The sequence below is a fragment of the Corynebacterium pilbarense genome, from assembly GCF_026930265.1.
Taxonomy (GTDB): domain Bacteria; phylum Actinomycetota; class Actinomycetes; order Mycobacteriales; family Mycobacteriaceae; genus Corynebacterium; species Corynebacterium pilbarense.
Genome location: NZ_JANRML010000002.1, coordinates 288,328 through 311,918 on the forward strand (window position 1 = coordinate 288,328; position 23,591 = coordinate 311,918).

Genomic DNA, 23,591 nt, shown 5'->3' on the forward strand with positions numbered 1-23,591 from the left:
CACTGTGAAGTTCACTCGCACGGCGGTAGCCCTGGGCGCCGCCGCCCTTATCGCCGCAGGCTCCGCGCCCGCCGTCCAGCACTTCGCGGAGGGCGGCGCCGACAAGCCGGTCACCACCCTATCCCCGGCGGCGACGACGGTGCAGACCTCGCTTCCCACCCCAACAACAAGCACCACCGCGAGCTCGACCACCACCACGTCGGAGAAGCCGAAGGTTGTGCCGAAATCCACGACGGCGACACCTTCCACGACGGCCACAACAGCGCCGACGACGGCGGCGACAGATGCGACGCCGACAAGCACGAGCCCGACCGTAACGGTCGTGGAGACCACCGAGGACCCGGAGCCGACGGACGAGCACCCGAACGTCCGCCCGCTCGACGAGGCGCCGAAGACGTACCAGGGCAAGGACCAGGCGTGGGTGCGCATCCTCGATCGCCACCGCGACACCTGGGACAACGAGGCAATCTCCGTGAAGTCCGAGTCCATGGAGCGCGACATCCCGGTGGCGATCTTCTACGCCACCGACGAAAACGGCGACCGCAAGGAGAACGCCCCGACGGTCTACCTGCTCAACGGCGCCGGCGGATCCGAGCAGGACACCGACTGGGTCGCGCAGGCCTACGACGAGCTGGAAAAGACCTATAAGGATTCCGGCGCGAACGTTGTCATCCCGATGGAAGGCGCGTTCTCCTACTACGTGGACTGGGCCGCCGAGCCGCCGGTGGACACGGACACGAACCCGTTCTTCCACGGCAAGCAGATGTGGTCGACCTTCCTGGCTGACGAGCTGCCGCAGGCGGTTGAGCCGTACATGAACGCCGACGAGGAGCACCGCGCGGCGGCTGGCCTGTCCATGGCCGCGACCTCCGTGCTGCTGTTGGCGGAGCACAACCCGGGCTTCTACGACGCGGTCGGCTCCTTCTCCGGCTGCGCGGCGACGTCCCGGCCGATCCCGTGGGCATTCCTGGACCTGACCGTCAGCCGCGGCGCGCCGAATGTGATGACGCCGGAGTACATCTTCGGAGAGCGCGGCTCGGACTACAACCGCCACTACGACGCGCTGGTCAACGCTGCGGATCTGAAGGGCACCGCGGTATACCTGTCCACCGGCACCGGCCTGGCGGGCGCGAGCGATACGCCGGGTTACCTGAAGGACCGCTTGATCAATGAGTACGGCGTGGACCCGGACTCGGCTTCGGCCCGCGCGCTGTCCAACGCGATGACCCTGCAGGTTGAAGGCGGCGTGATCGAGGCTGCGATGAACGCCTGCACCCACGATCTGATGGTGAAGATGCGCGCCAACGACGTGGAGGTCACCCACGCTGAGCTGCGCAATGTGGGCACCCACAGCTGGGCGTCCTGGCGCGAAGACGTGCAGCTTTCCTTTGACAAGGTGTTCAAGAAGGCGCTCGGCCTGGAGCAGTAGGCACCTGCTTTTCGACGAACCAAAGGTGCCTCCCCGACAACAGTCCGGGGAGGCACCTTTTTGCTGCGCAGCGCGCTAAAACATGCCCATGCCGTAGGCGATGGTGGAGGACATGGAGGAGCCTGCGTGCACGAGCTCGCCGAGAATCTGGTTGATCTGCACCTGGACAGTTTCGATGGGGTTCATTTTTGGGGGTCCTTTCGGGGTTTCCGGGCGGGCGGCGCAACACGCCACACGCGTAACGCTGGCCACTACAGTAACGAATGTCCCATAGAATGGCGCAATAATTGCCTGTCAGTTTAACCCCCTCCCCCAGGACTGGATACACACATGAAGAAGATCAAGGCGGCGGCGCTTGCCGCCCTCACGGCAGTCTCCCTCGCCGGCACCAGCGCACCGGCGACCTCCGCCCAGCAGCCAGCCGGCCAGGAAGGCGTTGTGAAGGCGTGGGACGCACGATCGAACCCGCCGCGGATCACCCGCACCGGCCAGCCGCAGGAGTGGGCCAACCAGGTGGACCACAAGACGGTGCTGTCCTACAACGTGTACTCCCCCTCCATGCGCCGCGACATCCCGGTCGCAGTGGTGCCGGCCACCGACGCCGCCGGCAACCGCGTGCGCAACGCACCGACGCTGTACCTGCTCAACGGTGCCGGCGGCGCGGAGCAGAACCAGGACTGGCTGAAGCTCTACCCGGTGAAGGACTACTTCGCCGGCAAGGGCGTCAACGTGGTGGTGCCGCAGGCCGGCGCGTTTTCCTACTACACGGACTGGGTGAAAAACGACGTCGCCTCCGACTACATCAACGGCCCGCAGAAGTGGGAGACGTTTTTGACCAAGGAGCTTCCCGGCCCGATCGAGCGCGTGGTGGGCGCCAACGGCCGCCGCGCCGTGACCGGCGTGTCTATGTCCGCCACCTCCGCCCTGCTGTTCGCGCAGCATAACCCGGGGATGTACCAGGCCGTGGCGGCGTTTTCCGGCTGCGCGTCCACGTCTTCGCCGCACGGCTACAATTTCGCGCGCGTGACCGTCAACCGCGCGGGCAACCCGAATTTCCGAACGGTCACCCCGGAGATGATGTGGGGGCCGATGAACGGGCCGTACAACCGCTACAACGACGCGCTTTTGGGCGCGGAGAAGCTGCGCGGCACCCGTCTGTACGTCTCATCCGGCACGGGCCTGGCGGGCCACCCGGACCAGGTCAGCTACCTGCTGGGTAAGGGTGCGCCGATGCCGGCGGCGCAGCTCGGCGCGGGTGTGCTGCAGGTCGAAGGCGGCGTGATCGAGGCCGCGGTGAACAAATGCACCCACGACCTAAAGGCCAAGCTGGACGGGCTGGGCATCCCGGCGCACTTCGAGCTGCGCAACGTGGGCACCCACTCCTGGCCGTACTGGACCGAGGACATGGACCGCGCCTGGCACACCACGATCAAGCCTGGTCTGGGGGTTTAGCGTGCGCGATATCGAGCCCAAGCTTCTCGACGACCTCACGGCCGCCCCCGCCCTGAAATGGGCCCGGGAGTGGTCCGACGCGACAGAAGCGCGGCTCGATTCGTCCGCGCTGCGTAAGCGGATCCGCACCGCTTTGGATTCGGACGACCGGATCCCGTTTGTCACCCGGCGCGGCGAGTACCTGTACAACTTCTGGCGCGACGCCGAACACGAGCGCGGAATCTGGCGCCGCACGTCCCTCGCCTCGTTCCTCGCCTCGTCCCTCGGCGAGGGAGCAACCGAATGGGAGGTCCTCCTCGACGTCGATGCGCTGGCCGCCGAAGAGGACGAGGACTGGGTGTACAAGGGCGCAACCGTGTTGCCGTTGAGCTGGGACCGGGCGCTGATCCGCCTGTCGCGAGGCGGCGCGGACGCGGTGATGGTGCGCGAGTTCGACCTTGAAACCCGCACCTTCGTGGATCCGGCCGACGGCGGCTTCAGCATCGACGAGGCGAAAACGGATGTCAGCTGGGTGGACCGCGACACCATCCTGGTGGGCACCGACGAAGGCCCGGGCACGGTCACCAACTCCGGCTACCCCATGCAGGTGGCGCGCTGGACCCGCGGCGGCGACACAACCGTCATCTTCAGCGGCGAGCCCGACGACGTTGCCGTCGGGGCGGGCTATGACGTGGTGGACCGGAGGACCGTCGTCACGCGTGCGCTCGATTTTTACACCTCGCGCACGTGGGTAGACGGCGAGTTTGTGGACGTGCCGGACGATTGCGACGCCATCCCCCACCGGAAGTGGCTGTTCATCCAGCCGCGCACCGAGTTCGCGGGCGTGCCCGCAGGTGCCCTCGGCGTCATCGACCTCGACGCGTTCCACAAAGGCGACCGCGATTTCACCGTCCTCGAGCAGGACGCGACCGTCGAAGCGATCACGTTCACCGAAAACGCGCTGCTTATCACCTGCCTTGTGGACGTGGCCACCAGCATCTCCCGCGTCGCGTTGGGCACCTGGGAGCGCACCGAGCTCACGCTGCCCGCAGCCGCGAGCGCCCACGTGGTGGCCGCAAGCCCGCTCGCCGGCGACGAGTTCTGGGTCGCCGCCTCCTCCTTCACCACGCCGACAACGCTGTTGCGTGGCGACGCCTCCGGTGCACTCACCGAAGCCAAACGCGCCCCTGCCCACTTCGACACGAGCGGTCTTGAAACCCGCCAGCACTGGGTGACCTCCGCCGACGGCACGCGCCTGCCGTACTTCATCACCGGCAACTTCTCCGGTGGTCCCCGTCCCACGCTGGTGGGAGGCTACGGCGGCTTCGAGGTCTCGCTTACACCCGCGTTTTCCAACGTGCGCGGCATCGCGTGGCTGGAGCAGGGCAACTTCTACGTCCAGCCCAACCTGCGCGGCGGCGGCGAATTCGGCCCTGAGTGGCACTCGCAGGTGGTCAAGACCAACCGCCACAAGGTGTGGGAGGACCACAAGGCGGTGCTCGAGGACGTCGTCGCCCGCGGCTACGCCACGGCTGCGCAGATTGCCATCCGTGGCGGCTCGAACGGCGGGCTGCTCACCTCCGGCGCGCTGGTGCAGTACCCGGAGTGCTTCGGCGCGGCGGTGATCCAGGTGCCGCTGACGGACATGCTGCGCTACCACACCCTGTCCGCCGGCGCGTCCTGGATGGCGGAGTACGGCGACCCGGACAACCCCGAAGAGCGCGCCGCGATCGAAACCTGGTCGCCGCTGCACAACGTCCGCCCGCGCGAGGAGGTGGCCTACCCGCCGGCGCTGGTGACCACCTCCACGCGCGACGACCGCGTCCACCCCGCCCACGCCCGCACCTTCGCGCTCGCGTTGTGGCGGGCTGGCCAGCCGGTGGACTACTTCGAAAACACCGCAGGCGGTCACGCAGGTGCCGCCGATAATGCACAGGTGTCGCGGGTGGAGGCGTTGATCTACCAGTGGATCGACGGCAAGATCGGCAGACCCCTGGCGTAGACTTCCCGGCGATGAGAAACCTGAGGCTTCGCTCCACACCCATCCCCGGCACCCGCGACCGCTACACCGGCGTGGAGTTCAACCTGGGGTTCCACGTCACGCACTACGACCTGGATTTTGACTACAAGGTTGCCCCGAACCGTCTCGAAGCAACTGCGACCTTGACGCTGAGCACCTGGCGGGAGCTGAACCACCTCACCCTCGACCTCACCCAGGGCCTGTCGGTGCGCCGCGTGGAGGTGTCCAACGGCTTCGGCATCAAGCGCTATCGCCACCACGGCGGCAAGCTGCGCATCACCTTCGACCAGTTCATCCCGGTGGACACGGAGATGCAGCTGACCATCCGCTACGCCGGCTCGCCGCGCCCCCGCCGCACCGCGTGGGGCCTGCTGGGCTGGGAGGAACTGGAAAACGGCGCGCTGACCGCCAACCAGCCCGACGGCGCGCCGTCCTGGTTCCCCTGCGACGACACCCCGGACGAGAAGGCCACCTACACCTTCAACGTGCGCGCGGACCGCGGGTATGTGGCGGTGACCAACACCACCGCCCGCCCGATGGCCACCTACCTGGCCACGGTGCAGGTGGGCCAGTTCCACCGCGTGGCGCTGGGCCGCAACACGGTGGCGTGGCTGCCGGCGGCGACCCAGGTGGGCGACTTGGACAAGCAGCAGGCCATGCTGGACTACTTCGAAACCGTCTTCGGCCACTACCCGTTTGAGAACTACCAGGTGGTCGTGCATGAAGATGAGCTGGAGATCCCGCTCGAGGCCCAGGGGCTGTCCATCTTCGGCGTAAACCACCTGCAGGGCAACGAGCGCCTCATCGCGCACGAGCTGGCGCACCAGTGGTTCGGCAACTCGCTGGGCATCGCGCAGTGGGAGGACATCTGGCTCAACGAGGGTTTCGCCTGCTACGCCGAGTGGCTGTGGGCGGACTTTACGGGGCAAATGCCTATCGACGCCTCCGTGCGCACCCATTACGCCAAAATCACGCCCATGCGGTTTACCCTGGCTGACCCGGGCCCGCGCGACATGTTCGACGACCGCGTGTACAAACGCGGCGCGATCGCCCTCCACGCGCTGCGCCGCGCCTTCGGCGACGCCGTGTTCTTCAACGCGGTGCGCGATTACGTGGCCACCAACGCCCACGGCATTGTGGAGACCTTCGACCTGGTCAACGCGTTTAAGCGCCAGGGCGTAGACATCTCCCCGATCCTGGACGCGTGGATTAACCACCCCGAGCTTCCGGAGTGCCCGTGAAAAATCTCTCCCTGGCCACCATCTTCGCCGCGGCCAGCGGCTTTGTGGTCATGTGGATTGCCAGCTGGGCCCTGGACGCCGAGCACGGCTACAACTCCTTCTTGGCCTACTGGGGCCTGTTTTTCGCCTGCACCGGGCTCATCGACGGCATCACGCAGGAAACCACCCGCGCCGTGGCAGCCTCGCGCGAGACGCAGGTGCGTGGCAGCGCCAACCCGTGGAAGCTCGGCGCGGCGATCGGCGCGGCACTAGCGGCAGTGGTGCTGCTGGTGGGGTTTTTCGCCATGGGCCGCATCGTGCCCACCCACCCGGGCGCCGCCACGGGGTTGTTGGCGTTCGGCCTGCTCAGCTACGCCTTCCAGGCGGTGCTCTCCGGCATCTTGAGCGGCTCCGGACTGTGGAACCGCTACGCCGCGCTGGTCGCCCTTGACTCCGGCGTGCGCCTCGTGCTTGCGGTGGTGGTGTGGGCGCTCGGCGGCGGGCTGGTGGAGTTTCTGGCTATCACCGTCATCGGCGCGCTGAGCTGGGCGGTCATCCTGGCGCTGGCGCCGGTGCGCGTGCAGCTGGACGTGGACCGCGGGGCGTTTGTGCGCCGCGTCGGCTCCGCCATGGTGGCCTCCGGGGCGTCGGCCGCGCTGATCACGGGCTTTCCCACCGCCGCCTCCGCCGCCTTCCCCGCAGCAACTGCTGGCGCTGCCGTCGCCGCGATCAACAACGCCGTCATGCTCACCCGCGCGCCGGTGCTGGTGCCGCTGCAGCGTTTCCAATCGGCGCTGGTGGTGCGCTTCGTGGAGCGCCGCGACAGCGTCTACAAGGCACTCGCTGCCCCGGTCGGCGCGATCATGGGCGTCGGCCTTATCGGCTTCGCGGCCGCCTGGCTGATCGGCCCGTGGATTTTGCGGGTGGCGTACAAACCGGAGCTGTTTGTCGACGGGCTCACGCTCGGCCTGCTCACCTTCGCCTCCGCCTTCATGGGCATGCTCATGATCACCGGCGTGGCCGTGCTCGCCTTGGAGCGTCACGCGTTCTATGTCGCCGGCTGGCTCGCCGCCACCGCCACCGCGTTCGCTGTGTTGTTCCTCGCGCCCTGGGGTGTTGCCACAACAGTTGTGGTGGCGCTGTTCGCCGGGCCGATCGTCGGTGCACTCGTGCACCTGGTGGGCCTTGTAAGGTAGCCGGATATGGAGTCTTTGCTGGTCACCGGCGGCGCCGGTTTCATCGGGTCGAATTTCGCGCGCATGGCGTCCGAGCGCTACCGCGTCGTGGTCGTGGACAAGCTGACCTACGCCGGCAACCGCGCGAACCTGCCCGAGGACATTGAACTCGTACGCGGGGACATCTGCGAGCAATCGCTTATCAGCGAGCTCGTGTCCGCCGCCGATGCCGTCATCCACTTCGCCGCCGAATCACACAACGACAACTCGCTGAGGGACCCGTCCGCGTTCGTGCACAGCAACGTCAACGGCACGTTCGCGCTGCTGGAGGCGGTGCGAAAGTTCGGCAAACGCCTGCACCACATCTCCACCGACGAAGTCTTCGGCGACCTAGAGCTCGGCGGCACCGACGCGTTCACCGAGACCACGCCGTACAACCCCTCCTCGCCCTACTCGGCGACGAAGGCCGGCTCCGACCACCTCGTGCGCGCCTGGGTGCGCTCGTTCGGGGTGCGCGCGACGATCTCGAACTGCTCCAACAACTACGGGCCCTACCAGCACGTGGAGAAGTTCATCCCGCGCCAGATCACCAACATCCTCACCGGCCAGCCCGCGAAGCTCTACGGCACCGGCGCGCAGGTGCGCGACTGGATCCACGTGGACGACCACAACGACGCCGTGCTCGCCATCTTGGAGCGCGGGCGCATCGGCGAAACCTACAACATCGGCGCGAGCAGCCCCGGCGACGCCCACGTCACGAATAAACAGGTCATAGAGACCATCTGCGAGCTCATGGGCGGCGAATACGTCCACGTCGCCGACCGCCCCGGCCACGACCAGCGCTACACCATGGACGCCTCCAAGCTGCGCCGCGAGCTCGGCTGGCAACCGCAGCACACGGACCTGCGCAGCGGGCTGGAGCAAACCATCGCCTGGTACACCGACAACCGCTGGTGGTGGGAAGACGACAAGGCAGGCATCGAACGCGGATACGCGGAAAGGGGACAGTGAAATGACCACCATCGACGGCCTCGAGGTTCACCGGCTCACCGTCCACGAGGACAACCGCGGCTGGTTCAAAGAGAACTGGTCCGGCCAAAAACTCACCCCGAAGCAGCACAACGTCAGCTTCAACGCCCGCCGCGGTTCGACCCGCGGCATGCACGCCGAGCCGTGGGACAAGTGGGTCTCCGTGGCCACCGGCCGCGTGTTCGGCGCGTGGGTGGACATGCGCGAAGGCTCCGCCACGTACGGCGAGAAGTTCACCTGCGAGATTGGCCCGGACACCGCCGTGTTCGTCCCGCGCGGCGTGGCCAACGGCTTCCAGGCGCTCGAGGACGACACCACCTACATCTACCTGGTCAACCAGCGCTACTCCCCCGGCGGCGCGTTCTGCTCCTACAAGGAAATCGACTGGCCGCTCGAGCCCACCGAGCTGTCCGCCAAAGACCTCGAGCATCCATTGCTTATCGACGCCACTGCGCTGCCCCCACGCCGCATCCTCGTCACCGGCGCCAACGGCCAGTTGGGGCGCGCGCTGCGCCAGATCTGGTCGGAAGATCAGGCCCACTTCGTGGGCCACGACGAGTTCGACATCACGGACCCGCCCGAACTGGATTGGGCGGACTACTGGGCCATCGTGAACTGCGCCGCCTACAACGACGTCAACGGCGCGGAGGACGACCGGGCCGGGGCATGGAGGGTGAATGCGGCGGCGCCGGCGGAGCTTGCGTCGATAAGCAATGAGCACGACCTCACGCTTGTCCATGTCTCCTCCGACTACATCTTCGACGGCAGCGTCGAGGTGCACGACGAGGCGGAGGTGGCGTCGCCGCTGAGCGCGTACGGCGCGTCGAAGGCCGCGGGCGACACCGCGGCGCAGGTCGCGCGTAAGCATTATGTGGTGCGCACGAGCTGGGTGTTCGGCGACGGCCGCAACTTCATGTCCGTCATGGCCGACCTGGCGAACAAAGGCGTCGCGCCGAAAGTCGTGTGCGACCAGCGCGGCCGCCCCACCTGGGCCGAAGACCTGGCCAAAGGTATTGCGCACCTGCTCGACACCGGCGCCGAGTACGGCGTGTACAACATCACCTCCGACGGCGACGCCGTCACGCGCGACGAGATCGCCATGGCCGTGTTCGTCGCCGTCGGCGGCGACCCCGCAGACGTCCACCCCGTGACCACCGAGCAGTACGGCACCGAATTCGGTGTGGAAGCGCCGCGCCCGCGCGAATCCACCCTGGCACTGGACAAGATCAAAGCCGCAGGCTTCAACCCGACGAACTGGCGTGCCGCGCTGGCGCTGTATGTGGCACTGCGGTAGCTAGACTTCGCTTCTATGAAGGGCATCATTCTCGCCGGCGGCTCGGGCACGCGCCTGTACCCGATCACCCAGGGCATCTCGAAGCAACTCATGCCCATCTACGACAAGCCGATGATCTACTACCCACTATCCACGCTGATCAGCGCGGGCATCAGGGAGATTCTGATCATCACCACCCCGGAGGACCGGCCGAACTTCGAGCGTTTGCTTGGCGACGGCTCACGTCTCGGCATCATGCTCCACTACGCCGAACAGCCCCGCCCGGAGGGACTGGCGCAGGCGTTTTTGATCGGCGAGGAGTTCATCGGCGACGACTCGGTGGCACTCGTGCTCGGCGACAACATCTTCGACGGCAGCGGCATCGCCCAGGTGCTCGGCCAGGTGCGCGACATCGACGGCGGCGCCATCTTCGCCTACGAGGTCTCCGACCCGCAGCGCTACGGCGTGGTCGAGTTCGACGCTTCCGGCACCGCGCTGTCCATCGAGGAAAAACCCGACGAGCCGAAGTCCAACTTCGCCGTGGTGGGGCTGTATTTCTACGACAACGATGTTGTGGACATCGCCAAATCCATCACCCCCTCGGCACGCGGGGAGCTGGAGATCACCTCCGTCAACGAGGCCTACCTCCGCCGCGGCGACCTGAAGGTGCACCGTCTGCACCGGGGCGATGTGTGGCTGGACACCGGCACCATCGACTCCATGAGCGAAGCCAGCGCCTACGTGGAGGTGCTGCAAAAGCGCACCGGCACCGTCATCGGCTCGCCGGAGGTGGCGGCGTACCGTGAGGGCTTCATCGACGCCACGCAGCTGGAGGCCCTGGGCGAGCAGGTGCTGAAATCCGGCTACGGCCGCTACCTCATCGACGCAGCAAGGGACTAACCATGGCCACGATTACTGCACTGGTGACCGTCTACCACGGCACCGACGAGCACGACCTGGTCCGCGCCCTCGACTCGCTGGCGGCGCAGACACGGCCCGCGGATGAGCTGGTCATTGTGGCGGATGGGCCGGTGTCGGAGGGGGTCCGGAGGGTCGTCGAAAAGCAAGATGCCCGGGTGATCTGGCTGACTGAGAACGTCGGCGCGGGCCCGGCTTCGCAGGCTGGCCTTGCCACGATCGATTCCGACTACACCGCACGGCTGGACTCCGACGACGCCGCGAAACCGGAGCGCTTCGTCCGGCAGCTGGAGTATTTGGAGGCGCACCCGGAAGTTGGCGCGCTGGGCACCGCGGTCGAAGAGTTCGCGGAAACCCCCGGTGACACCGGCAAGGTGCGCGCCCTGCCGGAGGACCCACACGCGTACGCGAAGATGAACTCGCCGGTGAACAACCCCTCGGTGATGCTGCGCACCCGGGCGGTCAAGGAGGCCGGGGGCTACCGGGACGTGCACTTCATGGAGGACTACGACCTCTACGCGCGGCTGATCGCGGGCGGTTGGCAGGTGCGCAACCTACCCGAGGCGCTGACGGACTTCCAGGTCACCGACGCGCAGTTTTCCCGCCGCACCGGCCGCGAGATGCTCGCCGCGGAAGTGCGGATGCAGCGCAACCTGGTCGCCTACGGCCTTGTTTCACGCCCGCGGGCGGCGTTCAACCTGGCGGTGCGCACCGCGTACCGCGCGTTACCCACAGGTTTGCTCCGGCGCGTGTACGCCGCTTTGTTCCACCGCGAGGGGTAACCTAACGGGCGATATGAGCGGATTTTCAGACACTTGGCTGATCGTGCCTTGCTACAACGAGGGCACGGTCATCTTCGACGTGCTCACGAATGCGCGCGAGACGTTCCCCAACATCGTGGGCGTTAACGACGGGTCCGCCGACGACTCGGCCGCGCAGATCCGCGCCGCGGGCGCCCACCTGGTGGACCACCCGGTCAACCTGGGGCAGGGCGCGGCAATCCAGACCGGTGTGGAGTACGCCCGCGCCCAGCCCGGCGCGAAGTACTTTGTCACCTTCGACGCGGACGGCCAGCACCAGGTCAAAGACGTTATGCGGATGATCGAGCGGCTGCGCACAGAGCCGTTGGACATCATCGTGGGCACCCGTTTTGCTGGCCAGGAGAACTCGCAGGTGCCGTGGATCAAGCGTGCGGTGTTGAAGACGGTGGTGATGTTGTCGCCGCGCACGAAGAAGCTCGGGCTCACGGATGCCCACAACGGGCTGCGCGCCTTCAACCGCACGGTGGCCGAGGAGATGAACATCCGCATGAACGGGATGTCGCACGCCTCGGAGATCGTGTCCATGATTGACAAGCACGGCTGGCGCGTGGACGAGGAGCCGGTGGACATCCTTTACACGGAGTACTCGATGTCGAAGGGCCAGTCGCTGATCAACGGCGTGAACATCCTCGCCGACGGGCTCGTTGCAAGGAGGTTGCCATGATTCAGGCGTTGTTGCTGCTCGCGGTTGTTGCGTTGGCCTGGTACTTCTTTGCTAATCGACGAAAAGCTAACGCCAAAGCCTGGGTAAAAATCGGCTTCGCCCTCTTAATGGTGGCGGCCGTGTGGGCGATTGCCCGCCCCGACGATGTCACGGTGCTTGCCAACTGGCTGGGTGTGGCCCGCGGCACCGACCTGATGCTGTACGTGCTGGTGGTGGCGTTCTTCTTCGTCACCGTCTCCACGTGGACGCGCTTCCGCGAGCAGGAGTTGCGCTACGCGCGCCTGGCCCGCGCCGTCGCGCTGCAGAACGCGCAGGCGCCGGAGCAGGACGCGGAGCGCTAGAAGCCGCGGCGGATCCACTCCTCCAGGTGCGGCGCCTCTGCGCCGACGGTGGTGTGGTCGCCGTGGCCGGTGCGCACCACCGTCTCTGCCGGCAGGTCCAGCACGGACTTCTGCAGGGAGTGGATGATGGTGTCGAACGAGGAGAACGACCGTCCCGTCGCGCCCGGCCCGCCCTGGAACAGGGTGTCGCCGGAGAACAACTCGCCAGCCTCTTCGGCGTAGATGACCACGGAGCCCGGCGAGTGGCCCGGGGTGGACAGCACGCGCAGGTCGGTGCCGGCGATGTTGAACGTGGCGCCGTCGAGAAGCTGGCGGTAGTGCGCGCCCGGGTTTTGGCGCTGCCACAAGAAGCCGTCGGTGGGGTGCAGGTACACCGGGGCGTCCACAAGCCGCGACAGCTCGGGCGCGGCGTCGATGTGGTCGGAGTGGCCGTGGGTGGCCAAGATGCCTTTCACGCGCCTGTTTCCCACCGCCTCGGCGATGGCTTCGGCGTTGTGGGCGGCGTCGATGATGTAGACCTCGGAGTCGTCGCCGACGATCCAGACGTTGTTGTCCACCTCCCACTCGCCGCCGTCGAGCTTGAACAGGCCGGAGGTAACGACGTTGTCGATGCGCATTTAGAACTCCACCACGCTTCGCAGCACGTCTCCGCGCTTCATCTTCTCGAAGGATTCCTCGATGTCGCCGACGCCGATGCGCTCGGAGACGAACTCGCCCAGCGGGAAGCGGCCCTGCTTGTACAGCTCCACGTACGCGGGGAAGTCGCGCTCCGGCAGGCAGTCGCCGTACCAGGCCGGCTTGATGGAGCCGCCGCGGGCGTAGAGGTCGATCGCGGGGATGTCCACGTGGTCGGTCTGGTTGGGCACGCCGACCATGACCATGCGGCCGGCGAAGTCGCGCGAGTAGAACGCCTGGCGCCAGGTGGGCTGGATGCCCACGGCGTCGATGGCCACGTCCGCGCCGAAGCCGCCGGTGAGTTCGCGCACGGCCGCGATCACCTCGTCCTCGCTCATGTCCTTGGCGCAGATGGCGTCGGTGGCTCCGAACTCGGTAGCGGCGTCGCACTTTCGCTTATCGACGTCTACAGCCACCACCGTCGTCGCCCCCGCCAACGCCGCACCGGCAACAGCCGCCAAGCCGACCCCGCCGAGGCCGAACACGACCACGGACTCGCCGCGCTGCACGTCACCGGTGTTCACCGCGGCGCCCAGGCCAGCCATGATGCCGCAGCCGAGCAGGCCGGCCGCCGCCGGGTCGGCGTCCGGGTCGACCTTGGTGCACTGCTTTTCGTGCACGAGGGTTTTCTCCGCGAAGGAGCCGATGCCGAGGGCGGGGGTGAGCGACGTGCCGTCGTCAAGCGTCATGCTTTGCGAGGCGTTGTGGGTGTTGAAGCAGTTCTTCGTGTCGCCTTTGCGGCAGGCGCGGCACTCGCCGCACACCGCGCGCCAGTTCAGCACCACGAAATCGCCTTCCTGAACGTGGGTGACGTCCTCGCCGACCTGGTCCACAATGCCGGCCGTCTCATGACCGAGGAGGAACGGGTAGGCGTCCTCGATGTCGCCGTCGCGGTAGGCCAGGTCCGTGTGGCACACGCCGGTGGCCTGGACCTTGACCACCACATCGTTGGGGCCGGGTTCCGGGATCACAATGTCCACGACCTCGACCGGGGCACCCTTGGAACGGGCGATTACTCCTTGAACAGTCTGTGTCATGCCCCCAGACTAGGAGCGGGCGATGACGTTTGCCACGTGCTCGTGGCCGCGCTGGTTCACGTGGATAGGCAGGTTGCCCGGGCCGCCGTAGAAGTCCACCAGCCCGGCCCACATGCGCTTGTTGTCCGGAGCGCACATGTTGTTGTGCCAGGTGGAGGGCTTCAGGTCCAGAAACTCCACGCCGGCGGCGCGGGCGGCGTCAACCTGCATCCACTGCGCGAGGTTCTCCCAGCGCTGCACGTCTTGGAAGCGGGTGGCGTCTGCGACGTTCGGGGCGATGTGGAACAGGCACACGCGGTCGCCGGCGGTGACCTTCGGGTAGCCCACGATCTGGATGCGCGCGTTCGGCGCGGCGGCGCGGATGCGGTTGATCTGTGGAACCATGTAGCGGGTGAAGTCGCGGCGGATGTCGCCGTCCGGGCGCGAGTTGTTGTTGTACGTGTCGTTGAAGCCGACGGAGATGATCACGCGCGCCGTCGCCGGGGACAGCCCCCGGTCCGCGATAGCGCGGTCCACCTGCTGGAAAAAGCCCGGGCCCTTGGAGATGGTCACCACGCCGGTGCACGAGTAGTCGCGCGCAGCCAGGCCGAGCTTGGCGGCGGAGCGCTTGCCCCAGTTCGTGGGGGAAGTCGGGCACCAGGTGCCGTTATCCGAGCGCCCGCGCGGGTCCAGCCCCATCTTGCCGGCGGCCCACTGGCCCATGTTCGGGTCGGAGATGACAGAGTCGCCGAAGATGACCATGTTACGGTCCTGCGCCTGCGCTGCCGGGGCGAGCGGGGCGACAAGCGCGGCCGCCGCAACGAAAATGGCGGCGAGGCGGCGGGAAAATGACACGGTGAAATCCTTTCACAGAGGTCTCTTGCGTAACAGTAGGCTACATTATCCACATGCGACCCACCCACCGTCCGCTGTTCTTACTCAAGTCTTTCGCCCGCTTCGTGCCCGCCGTTACACGCGCCGGCATCGTCAGCGCCGAAGGCGGCCCCCGCGCGGCCCTCGCACTCGCCCCCAACCTCGCGCGCTACTGGTTCACCACCGCCCGCGAGGTCGAACAGGGCGCCGCCGCCGCACCGGAGCGCATCGCGCTTATCGACGACACCGGCGTGACCACCTACCGCCAACTCCGCAACGACTCACGCACCCTGGCCAAGTGGCTCCTCGACGTGCAGGACGAACGCGGCTTGGACGAGCTGCGCATCGGCGTCATGGCCCGCAACGGCCGCGGCATCATCCTCCCGCTTGCCGCCAAAGGCTACGCCGGGGCGCACATCTTCCTGCTCAACATCGGCTCCTCGCCAGAGCAGCTCGCGGGCATCTTCGCCGAAAACGACATCAACGTGCTGTTCATCGACGACGAATTCGCCGACCGCCTCCCCGCCGACGCTGCCAACACCGCCGGCATCACCATCGTGCGCGCGCACGAGGACGGCGGCGCTGGGCTTTCGATTGGGCAGGTGGTCCGGATGGACGTCGATAGGCAACTGCCCCGCTGGCCGAAACACGGCAACTTAGTCCTGATGAGCTCCGGCACCACCGGCATCCCCAAAGGCATCGTGCGGCCTGAACCGCGCATGCCGTTCGTGGTCGCCGGCTACCTCGAAGCCATCCCGTGGCGCGCGGGCGACACCGTGCAACTGACCGCGTCGATCTTCCACACCTGGGGCTGGTCCGCCCTTCAGGTCGCGCTGGCGACGCGCTCCACCATCGTCACCCGCCGCATCTTCGACCCGGAGGCCTGCTTCCGCGACATTCAGAAATACCGCTGCGACGGGTTGATCTCCTCACCCATCTTCTTCAAACAGATGCTGGACCTGGAGGAAAGCTACGACACGTCCACGCTGCGCTACCTCGCCTCTGCCGGCAACGCCGTCACCCCGTCGCTGCTGCGCCGCACCACCGAGCGCTTCGGCCCAATTCTGGCCAACATCTACGGCTCCACCGAACTCGCACTCGCCGCGGCCGCCTCGCCCGAACAAATGCAGGCCGACCCCACCACCGTGGGCAAAATCCCGCCCGGCACGGTGCTCAAGCTTTACGACGACCACGGCAACGAAGTCCCCACCGGCGAAACCGGCCGCATCTTCCTGCACAACGAAACCGCGCTGCGCGGCTACACCAACCCGGCGACCGAGACTGTGGAGATCGACGGCCTGGTGGAAATGGGCGACCTCGGCTACCTCGACGCCGACGGGTATTTGCACGTGCAGTCGCGCAACGACGACATGATCATCGTCGGCGGCGAAAACGTCCACCCGCAATCCGTGGTGGAAGTGCTCGAGGACATGCCGGGAGTCGGTGAGGTGTACGCGCACGGCGTCGACGACGAGCAAATGTTCAAGCGCATCGCCGTATGGGTGGTCAAAAGCGCCGACCTCACCGCCGATGCGGTGCGCGACTGGGTGCGCGCCCACCTGGCCGACCACTCCATCCCCCGGGACGTGCACTTCGTGGACGAGCTGCCGCGCAACGCCGTGGGCAAGGTCGTGCCACGGTTTCTGCCCGGTTTAGGGCAAAAAAATTGAGCCACCAGCGAGAATCGAACTCGCGACCTTCTCATTACGAGTGAGATGCTCTACCGACTGAGCTATAGTGGCCGGGCATACAAGATGCACCACCGCGAAAGTGTAGTGCAGCCGAGGGCAACTAAGAAACCGGCAGCTCAGGACACCTTGCAGGCGAGCCGAATCCGGCCGAGCATCCCACCAAACGCCACCGCCGGCTGCACCTGCTGCGCCAACCGCTCCCGGCACTGCGCGATGGCCTCCTGGCACTCCACCAGGCCTTCTGGGGTGGTGCGCTCCGCGATCTCTCGCGCCAAGCCCTCGTAGTCCGGGTGGATCAGGGCAAGACCGGCGCCGGACTGGATGATCATCGCGTCGCGGTACACCCCCGCCAGGTCCACCAGGACCAGGTCGAACATGTCGCGTTTGCGGCGGGTGCCGCGTTTCTTCTGCTCCTCTTCGAGCGCTTTTATCGACGACGCAACGCCACCCAACGCCCTGCCCGCGCCTTTGCCTTTCGCGCCCATGCCGAGGGCGTTTTCCAGCTTCGCGCGCTCGGCTTCGTCCTCGGCCTTGTGGGCCTCCACCGCCTCGGTTTCCGCCGCTTTGACCAGCCCGCCGACGGCCTGGAACGCCTGCGCGCCGTGGAACACCAGCTCCGCCAGGTTGATCGCCATGGAGCGGCGCTGTTGCACCTGGTCCGAGCGCACCAAAAGCCGCGCACGCCCCACGTGCCGCATCGTCGCCGCGGCGGCAAGGCGCGCGTCGTGCTCGGTCGCGCCTTCCTCCTCGACCAGGATGCGCACAACCTCGTCCTCCGTCGGCGCCGGCACGTACAGGTGGCGGCAGCGCGACCGCAGCGTCTGCGAAAAGTCCTGCGGGTCCGCCGAGGGCGCGCACATAATGATCACGGTGTGCTCCGGCGGCTCCTCCACGGTCTTCAGCAACGCGTCGGCGGCGTCCGTGTTCAACCGGTCGGCGTTTTCGATGATGATGACGCGCCAAGCGGCGACCGTCGGCAGGCGGGCCGCCTGCGGCACGATCGTGCGTCGCACGTAATCCACTGGGATGTTCACCCGCTGCGGCACCACGTGCAGCAAATCAGTGTGCGTGCCCGCCAACGCCAGCCGGCATGCCTCGCAGCGCCCGCACCCGACCTCGTCCGGGTCCGTGCACATCAGCGCCGCCGCGAACGCCAACGCAGCCTGCGAGCGACCCGCCCCCGGAGGGCCGATGAAAAGCCAGGCGTGGGTCATGGCGTAGCCGTCGCCAAGCCTTGCGGCCGTCGCCGCCGACATGATTGCCTCGCGCACCGCCGGCGTACCGGCAAGCCGCTCACTGACGCTACGGGTAGTCACGGATGATCACACTACCCGCGCGCTAAGGTGATACACCATGGAACGATTCTGGCGCGATCTGCGGTGGCTCTGGGGCACGTCCTGGCCCCTATATGCCGCGACCGTGCTGGGAACCAACGTCATCGCCGCCATCGGCTCGATGCTGTTCGTGCGCTACCTCATCCCCATGCCGGAAGTGCGTGAACTCGGCCTCGGCGGGCAACTCGGCGCTATCGGCGTGATCTACGCGGCCGTCGCCGTCGTTCTGGGCATCGTGGTCACGCTGTACCTGTTCCGGCCCGTGCTGGAATGGCAGCGCCACCCCGACGGGCACGACCCGAACATGGTGCGCCACCTGGTCATGCGGCTGCCAGTGCTACAAACCATCATTGTGGTGGGCGTGTGGGGTATCGGCATCGCGATTGTCACCGCGGGGGCCTGGCGTGTCGACGTCCGCCTGGCCACCGTCGTCCTCGCCACCGCCTCGCTGACCGCCTTTGTCACCGCGGTGCTGACCTACCTGCAGGCCGAGCGCCTCGTGCGCCCCATCGCCGCCTCCGCTCTGGCGCGCCGCTTCGAGGACTCCACGCTGCAGCCGCCGATCAAGTGGCAGCTGTACCTGACGTGGTTCACCACCTCCGCCGTGCCGATGGTGGGCGTTTTGTTGCTGACGGTGGCGCAACGCCACGGCTACTTCACCGGCAACGTCGGCGAGCTCACCTCCGCTATTGTCGCGCTGATCACCGCCGGCATGGCCACCGGATTTGTGGGCACCGCGCTGGTGATCATGAGCGTGGTCGACCCGATCAAGGAGCTGCAGGCGGCGATCAACCGTGTGCGCCGAGGCGAGCAGAACACGCAGGTGGACATCTACGACGGCTCCGAGATCGGCGTGCTGCAGGCAGGGTTCAACGAGATGATGAAGGGGCTGCGCGACCGCCAGCGCGTCCGCGACATCTTCGGCCAGTACGTCGGAGCGGAGGTGGCGCAGAAGGCGCTGGAGGAGATCCCGGAGCTCGGCGGCGAGGAACGCAAGGTGGCGGTGCTGTTCATCGACGTCGTCGGGTCCACCACCTACGCCGTGGACCACACCCCGGAGGAAGTCGTCGCGGCGTTGAACGACTTCTTCGACGTCGTCGTCGAGGTGGTGCACCGCAACAAGGGCGTGATTAACAAGTTCCAGGGCGATGCGGCCTTGGCGGTGTTCGGGGCGCCCGTTTCGCTTCACGACGCCGCATCGCACGCCCTCCAGGCCGCCCGCGAACTCCAACGGGACCTAGCCGGCCAGGAGCTGCGCGCCGGCATCGGCGTGGCGTCCGGGCACGTGGTGGCAGGCCACATCGGCGGCTCGGACCGCTTCGAGTACACCGTGATCGGCGACGCCGTCAACGCCGCGGCACGCCTGACCGATATGGCGAAGGACACTCCGGGCCTGGTGCTGACCAACGCCGCGACCCTGCGCGCGGCGAACGAGGTGGAGCAGCAGCGCTGGACGCTGATGAAGTCCGTGGAGCTGCGCGGCCGCGGCAAGATGACGCAGCTGGCGCGCCCGGTGCGCTCCACGTTGGCCGACCGCTCGTAGTTTTTGGGCATGCCGGTGTGCCCCGCCTGGTGGGGCGGGGTGTGTGGGGGTGGGTGTTAGTCGAAGAGCAGTTCCATCGCGCCTGGGGTGGTCATCGGGACTTTCGTGCCGTTGGGTGCGACCCAGCGGATGCGAGCGTTGGGGTTGTCGATGTAGCCGAACGGGCCGTGCCGGTTGTCGGCGTTGACCCCGTTGTGGAACGGGCACAGTTCGGCGAGGTTGTCCATGTTGGTCATCCCGCCGAAGCGCCAGGCGTTGATGTGGTGTGTTTGGGTGGTCTCGGCCGAGTGCTTGCAGTCGGGAAACGCGCAGGCCGGGCAGAGCAGTTTCGACATGGTCTTTTGTTTTGGGTTGGCGCAGCGCTTTGCGTGGTAGAGGTTGACGGGGCCTTCTTGGGGGTGGAACGCGGCGACTTCGAGTATGTCGCCGAATTCGTGCTCCATGTATTCGGCACCGGTCATGGTGGTGCCGTCGGTGCAGATCAGCGTGACCTCATCGCCGGTGCCGGATTGGATGCGGGCCCAGTCGGCGATCGGCACCAGGATGATCGGGCGGAAGTTCGCCTTCGGTATGCCTTTGCCGTCGCGCAGGATCCTGATGAGGGTGTGGGCCATTTGGGCGGCGGCTGGGTCGTCTGCGTCGATGAGTTTGCGCAGCAGGTGCTCAAGATCGGCCAGGTCGCGCTCGTTGTAGGTGAGGATCATGGTGCGCATGCCCGCCTTGGAGCGGCTAAACCTGCACGAGGGTGCTGCGGGTTTGATGGGTTGTTTGATCAACCGTTTGATCCGCTTGGTCAGGGCCCTATATGAGCCGCGGTGGCGCACCAGGTCGAGGCGGATGCGCCAGCGTTCCGCGGCTCCTTCGACGGCGAGGAGCTTTTTCTCGATGTGCACGAGCTGGTCGACCGGTAAGCCCTCGGCGGCGGCTAAAGCGTCGCGTTGTTTGCGGGTGAACTGGGTCGGCCCAAAGTAGGTGTGGTGCACCCGCGCCAAATCGCGCACCCGGCCAGACGATAGGCCGGCGGCCATGGCTACGTCGCGGTCGAAGTCGGCGAGGACACCCACGCCTGCGGTAACGAAGTCGGTGAAGTTCATGGCCCAGAAGCTATGGCGGCCACGCAACTCGAACAAGACCCAAATCAAAATCTGTGGATAACCGCGTTGAAGCGTCAACAACCAACGCCGGTTATCCACAGCAACAGCTTTAGCGCTTGCGGGCCTTCACTACGCGCTTCGTGGTCTGCTTCGGCTTTGTCGCCTTCTTGGCAGCCTTCTTCTTCGTCGCCTTCTTCTTGGTGGCCTTCTTGCCGCCGCCTTCCGCCTCGCGGGCGCGGCGGGCGGAGAGCAGCTCGTTGGCGCGCTGGTCCGTCATGGTTTCCGGGGTGTCGCCGCGCTGCAGGGACGCGTTCGTCTCGCCGTCGGTGACGTACGGACCGAAGCGGCCGTCCTTGACGGTCATGGGCTTGCCGGAGACGTCGTTGTCGCCGAGCATCTTCAGTGGCGGCTTCGCGGCGGCGCGGCCGCGGCGCTTCGGCTCGGCGTAGATGCGACGGGCCTCTTCCAGCGTGATGGAGAAGATCTGGTCTTCGCTGGCCAGCGAGCGCGAGTCGGAGCCCTTCTTCAGGTACGGGCCGTAGCGGCCGTTCTGCGCGGTGATCATCTCACCGTCCGCCGGGTCCTCGCCGACCTCGCGCGGCAGCGACAGCAGCTGCATCGCCTCGTCGAAGGTGACGCTCGACGGCTCCATCGTGGAAAACAGTGACGCGGTGGCGGGCTTGAGCTGCTCGTCGACGAGCTGCGCCATGCGCTTTTCCTTCTGAGCAGCCGCCGTCTTGGTCTCCCAGTTCTTCGCGCGTTTGCCTTCCTCGGCGCGCTGCTTATCCTCCTCGGCGCGCTCCGCGGCGATGACTTCCTCGGCACGGGCTTCGGCGGTGGCGCGCTCGTCGTCACGCACGAGCTCCGTGACGTACGGTCCGAAGCGGCCCTCCTTCGCCACCACGGTGCGGCCGTTGGCGGGGTTGACGCCAAGTTCGCGGCCGGACTGCGGGGTGGCGAAAAGTTTCTCCGCCATCTCCAAGGTGATTTCGTCCGGGGTGGCGGACTCGGGCAGGTTGGCGCGCTGGTACTCGGGCTCGCCGTCCTTCTCGCCGATCACGCGCTCGATGTAGGGCCCGTAGCGTCCGACGCGGACGACGACGGGGCGGCCGGAGGCGTCGTCGAAAAGCTTCAGCGAGTTCGCCGCGCGCGCGTCGATGGCCTCGAGGTTGTTCTCGATCATGTGCTTCAGCCCGCCGCGGCGCGCGAGTGCCTGCGCCATGGATTCGCGTGCGTCGGCGTCGCCGAAATAGAAGCCGGACAGCCACTTGGTGCGGTCCTGGTTGCCGTGGGCGATCTCGTCGAGCTCGTCTTCCATGGACGAGGTGAAGTCGTAGTCCACGAGCGCGTCGAAGTTGTTCTCCAGCAGGCCCACCACGGAGAACGCGACCCAGGACGGCACGAGCGCGTTGCCGCGGACGAAGACGTAGCCGCGGTCCTGGATGGTTTTGATGATCGACGCGTAGGTGGACGGGCGCCCGATACCGAGCTCCTCCATCTTTTTCACCAGCGAGGCTTCGGTGTAGCGCGCCGGCGGGTTGGTGGAGTGGCCGTCGGCCGTGACCTTCTGCGTGGCCAGCTCGTCGCCCTTGGCCAGCTGCGGCAGGCGGGTTTCGTTGGCTTGGCGGTCGGAGTAGGCGCGGAGCCAACCGGGGAAGGTGACGGTGCGGCCGGTGGCGGCGAACTCGCACTTCTCCCCAGCGGCGTCGCCGGCGACGGTGACCTTCATCGAAGTGCCGCGGGCGTCTTGCATCTGGGAGGCGACGGTGCGCGCCCAGATGAGTTCGTAGAGTTTGAACTCCTCGGCGTCCAAGGACCCCGCCAGTTGCCCGGGGGTGGCGAAGCGTTCGCCGGCGGGGCGGATGGCTTCGTGGGCTTCCTGCGAGTTTTTCACCTTGCGGTCGTAGGTGCGCGGCGCGTCGGTGACGTAATTGGCACCGTACAGCTCGCGGGCGGCGGAGCGCGCGGCATCTAAGCCCTGCTTGGACAGGGAGGTCGAGTCTGTACGCATGTAGGTGATGTGGCCGTTTTCGTACAACCGTTGCGCGATGCGCATGGTGCGCGCGGAGGTGAAGTGCAGTTTACGCCCGGCTTCTTGCTGCAGCGTGGAGGTCATAAACGGCGCGTAGGGTTTGCGCGAGTAGGGCTTTTCCTCCACTGCGGTGACGTGCATGGGCGCGGTGCCCAGCGCGTCGGCAAGCGAGTGCGCCTTTTGCTTATCGACGATCACCGCCTCGCCCTTCAGCCGCCCCCGGTCATCGAAATCGCGACCCTGGGCGATGCGCTTGCCGTCGAGGGCGACGAGCTTGGCGTCGAACGTCTCGTCCTTGTGCAGCTCCGCCACCAGATCCCAGTACTCGGCGGGGATGAACGCCATGCGTTCGCGTTCACGCTCGACGATGACGCGGGTGGCCACGGACTGCACGCGCCCGGCGGACAGGCGCGGCATGACCTTCTTCCACAACACGGGCGAGACTTCGTAGCCGTAGAGGCGGTCGAGGATGCGGCGGGTCTCCTGGGCGTCGACGAGCGCCATGTCCAGCTCGCGGGTGTTTTCGGCGGCTTCGCGGATCGCGGATTCGGTGATCTCGTTGAACACCATGCGCTCCACCGGCACCTTGGGCTTGAGCGTTTCCAGCAGGTGCCAGGCAATGGCTTCGCCTTCGCGGTCCGGGTCTGTCGCGAGCAGGAGTTTGTCGGCCTGCTTGAGCTTGGATTTGAGGTCGGTGACCTTCTTTTTCTTGTCCGCGGAGACGACGTAGATGGGCGTGAAGCCGTCTTCGGGGTTGACGCCGAGTTTGGCCCACGGTTCCTTCTTGTACTTGGCGGGGATGTCGGCGGCGCGGCCGGGCAGGTCACGGATGTGGCCGACGGAGGCTTCCACAATAAAGTCGTCGCCCAGGTACTTCTGGATCTTCTTCGCCTTCGTCGCGGACTCCACGATCACCAGAGTCTTGCCGCCTTCAGCCACGTTGACTGACACCTCGCTTTGCACAGAGTTATTGCCTAACAGACAACTAGCACACGATTGTGCACCCGGGTAA

The 23,591-nt window shown here is 66.7% G+C and carries 19 protein-coding genes and 1 tRNA gene; 13 read left to right on the forward strand and 7 right to left on the reverse strand.

Going from position 1 to position 23,591, the window contains the following annotated elements:
• Positions 1-4 precede the first annotated feature (4 nt).
• The 11 genes from NUW87_RS03330 (at position 5) to NUW87_RS03380 (ending at position 12,321) form a co-directional block, all read left to right on the forward strand.
• Positions 5-1,429 (forward strand): alpha/beta hydrolase, encoded by a 1,425-nt coding sequence (locus NUW87_RS03330; protein ID WP_239217836.1) that lies wholly within the window; start codon positions 5-7, stop codon positions 1,427-1,429.
• Positions 1,430-1,759: 330 nt separating this feature from the next.
• Complete coding sequence (locus tag NUW87_RS03335; protein WP_269027202.1) at positions 1,760-2,881, forward strand: alpha/beta hydrolase; 1,122 nt, start codon at positions 1,760-1,762, stop codon at positions 2,879-2,881.
• A gap of 1 nt (position 2,882) precedes the next feature.
• The gene (locus NUW87_RS03340; protein WP_269027203.1) at positions 2,883-4,862 is read left to right on the forward strand and encodes a prolyl oligopeptidase family serine peptidase; all 1,980 of its coding nucleotides are present in this window, start codon (positions 2,883-2,885) and stop codon (positions 4,860-4,862) included.
• 11 nt (positions 4,863-4,873) lie between these two features.
• Positions 4,874-6,121 carry a M1 family metallopeptidase gene (locus tag NUW87_RS03345; RefSeq protein ID WP_269027204.1) on the forward strand — a complete coding sequence of 416 codons (1,248 nt, stop codon included), beginning with the start codon at positions 4,874-4,876 and terminating at the stop codon, positions 6,119-6,121.
• On the forward strand, positions 6,118-7,296 hold the full coding sequence (locus NUW87_RS03350) for a hypothetical protein (protein ID WP_269027205.1): 1,179 nt from the start codon (positions 6,118-6,120) through the stop codon (positions 7,294-7,296). The genes NUW87_RS03345 and NUW87_RS03350 overlap by 4 nt, the downstream gene beginning before the upstream one ends.
• Before the next feature lie 6 nt (positions 7,297-7,302).
• Positions 7,303-8,286 (forward strand): dTDP-glucose 4,6-dehydratase, encoded by a 984-nt coding sequence (gene rfbB, locus NUW87_RS03355; RefSeq protein WP_269027206.1) that lies wholly within the window; start codon positions 7,303-7,305, stop codon positions 8,284-8,286.
• A gap of 1 nt (position 8,287) precedes the next feature.
• Complete coding sequence (locus NUW87_RS03360; RefSeq protein WP_269027207.1) at positions 8,288-9,598, forward strand: sugar nucleotide-binding protein; 1,311 nt, start codon at positions 8,288-8,290, stop codon at positions 9,596-9,598.
• 15 nt (positions 9,599-9,613) lie between these two features.
• Positions 9,614-10,477, forward strand: a complete 864-nt coding sequence (gene rfbA / locus NUW87_RS03365) for a glucose-1-phosphate thymidylyltransferase RfbA (protein WP_239217822.1) — start codon at positions 9,614-9,616, stop codon at positions 10,475-10,477.
• Between the two features lie 2 nt (positions 10,478-10,479).
• Positions 10,480-11,277 carry a glycosyltransferase gene (locus tag NUW87_RS03370; protein ID WP_269027208.1) on the forward strand — a complete coding sequence of 266 codons (798 nt, stop codon included), beginning with the start codon at positions 10,480-10,482 and terminating at the stop codon, positions 11,275-11,277.
• Positions 11,278-11,290: 13 nt separating this feature from the next.
• Positions 11,291-11,980, forward strand: coding sequence for a polyprenyl-phospho-N-acetylgalactosaminyl synthase PpgS (ppgS, locus tag NUW87_RS03375; RefSeq protein ID WP_239217816.1), 690 nt, complete (start codon positions 11,291-11,293; stop codon positions 11,978-11,980).
• Entirely contained in the window at positions 11,977-12,321 is a 345-nt protein-coding gene (locus NUW87_RS03380; RefSeq protein ID WP_239217814.1) for a DUF2304 domain-containing protein, read from the forward strand. Before ppgS ends, NUW87_RS03380 begins: the two co-directional genes overlap by 4 nt.
• On the opposite strand, the gene NUW87_RS03385 is transcribed toward NUW87_RS03380, so the two are convergent.
• From NUW87_RS03385 to NUW87_RS03395, 3 genes are read right to left on the reverse strand one after another with little or no spacing between them, the layout of a single operon-like run.
• Entirely contained in the window at positions 12,318-12,938 is a 621-nt protein-coding gene (locus NUW87_RS03385; RefSeq protein ID WP_269027209.1) for an MBL fold metallo-hydrolase, read from the reverse strand. The two genes, NUW87_RS03380 and NUW87_RS03385, sit on opposite strands and share 4 nt — an antisense overlap.
• Positions 12,939-14,033 carry an S-(hydroxymethyl)mycothiol dehydrogenase gene (locus tag NUW87_RS03390; RefSeq protein WP_269027210.1) on the reverse strand — a complete coding sequence of 365 codons (1,095 nt, stop codon included), beginning with the start codon at positions 14,031-14,033 and terminating at the stop codon, positions 12,939-12,941.
• A gap of 9 nt (positions 14,034-14,042) precedes the next feature.
• Positions 14,043-14,867: a GDSL-type esterase/lipase family protein gene (locus NUW87_RS03395; protein ID WP_269027211.1), complete on the reverse strand. Its 825-nt coding sequence runs from the start codon at positions 14,865-14,867 to the stop codon at positions 14,043-14,045.
• Positions 14,868-14,920: 53 nt separating this feature from the next.
• On the opposite strand from NUW87_RS03395, the gene NUW87_RS03400 reads away from it, so the two are divergent.
• Positions 14,921-16,555: an AMP-binding protein gene (locus NUW87_RS03400; protein ID WP_269027212.1), complete on the forward strand. Its 1,635-nt coding sequence runs from the start codon at positions 14,921-14,923 to the stop codon at positions 16,553-16,555.
• Here NUW87_RS03400 and NUW87_RS03405 read toward each other — a convergent pair.
• Together NUW87_RS03405 and NUW87_RS03410 are read right to left on the reverse strand one after the other, a co-directional pair.
• Positions 16,555-16,627 (reverse strand) — tRNA-Thr (locus NUW87_RS03405). The genes NUW87_RS03400 and NUW87_RS03405 overlap by 1 nt on opposite strands.
• A 65-nt stretch (positions 16,628-16,692) precedes the next feature.
• Entirely contained in the window at positions 16,693-17,892 is a 1,200-nt protein-coding gene (locus tag NUW87_RS03410; protein ID WP_269027213.1) for a DNA polymerase III subunit delta', read from the reverse strand.
• Positions 17,893-17,929: 37 nt separating this feature from the next.
• Here NUW87_RS03410 and NUW87_RS03415 point away from each other — a divergent pair, with 37 nt between their 5' ends.
• Entirely contained in the window at positions 17,930-19,453 is a 1,524-nt protein-coding gene (locus NUW87_RS03415) for an adenylate/guanylate cyclase domain-containing protein (RefSeq protein ID WP_239217802.1), read from the forward strand.
• Between the two features lie 56 nt (positions 19,454-19,509).
• On the opposite strand, the gene NUW87_RS03420 is transcribed toward NUW87_RS03415, so the two are convergent.
• Both NUW87_RS03420 and topA read right to left on the reverse strand, forming a co-directional pair.
• The gene (locus NUW87_RS03420; protein ID WP_269027214.1) at positions 19,510-20,547 is read right to left on the reverse strand and encodes an HNH endonuclease signature motif containing protein; all 1,038 of its coding nucleotides are present in this window, start codon (positions 20,545-20,547) and stop codon (positions 19,510-19,512) included.
• A 109-nt stretch (positions 20,548-20,656) separates the two neighbouring features.
• Positions 20,657-23,518, reverse strand: coding sequence for a type I DNA topoisomerase (gene topA, locus NUW87_RS03425; RefSeq protein WP_269027236.1), 2,862 nt, complete (start codon positions 23,516-23,518; stop codon positions 20,657-20,659).
• Positions 23,519-23,591: the final 73 nt, after the last annotated feature.

Excerpts from the sequence above, each read along its gene's own strand:
- NUW87_RS03420 (WP_269027214.1), bottom strand. The coding sequence starts at position 20,547 with ATGAACTTCACCGACTTCGTTACCGCAGGCGTGGGTGTCCTCGCCGAC.
- NUW87_RS03385 (WP_269027209.1), bottom strand. The coding sequence starts at position 12,938 with ATGCGCATCGACAACGTCGTTACCTCCGGCCTGTTCAAGCTCGACGGC.
- NUW87_RS03345 (WP_269027204.1), top strand. The coding sequence starts at position 4,874 with ATGAGAAACCTGAGGCTTCGCTCCACACCCATCCCCGGCACCCGCGAC.
- NUW87_RS03360 (WP_269027207.1), top strand. The coding sequence starts at position 8,288 with ATGACCACCATCGACGGCCTCGAGGTTCACCGGCTCACCGTCCACGAG.
- ppgS (WP_239217816.1), top strand. The coding sequence starts at position 11,291 with ATGAGCGGATTTTCAGACACTTGGCTGATCGTGCCTTGCTACAACGAG.
- NUW87_RS03335 (WP_269027202.1), top strand. The coding sequence starts at position 1,760 with ATGAAGAAGATCAAGGCGGCGGCGCTTGCCGCCCTCACGGCAGTCTCC.
- rfbA (WP_239217822.1), top strand. The coding sequence starts at position 9,614 with ATGAAGGGCATCATTCTCGCCGGCGGCTCGGGCACGCGCCTGTACCCG.
- rfbB (WP_269027206.1), top strand. The coding sequence starts at position 7,303 with ATGGAGTCTTTGCTGGTCACCGGCGGCGCCGGTTTCATCGGGTCGAAT.
- NUW87_RS03390 (WP_269027210.1), bottom strand. The coding sequence starts at position 14,033 with ATGACACAGACTGTTCAAGGAGTAATCGCCCGTTCCAAGGGTGCCCCG.
- NUW87_RS03370 (WP_269027208.1), top strand. The coding sequence starts at position 10,480 with ATGGCCACGATTACTGCACTGGTGACCGTCTACCACGGCACCGACGAG.
- NUW87_RS03380 (WP_239217814.1), top strand. The coding sequence starts at position 11,977 with ATGATTCAGGCGTTGTTGCTGCTCGCGGTTGTTGCGTTGGCCTGGTAC.
- NUW87_RS03415 (WP_239217802.1), top strand. The coding sequence starts at position 17,930 with ATGGAACGATTCTGGCGCGATCTGCGGTGGCTCTGGGGCACGTCCTGG.
- NUW87_RS03400 (WP_269027212.1), top strand. The coding sequence starts at position 14,921 with ATGCGACCCACCCACCGTCCGCTGTTCTTACTCAAGTCTTTCGCCCGC.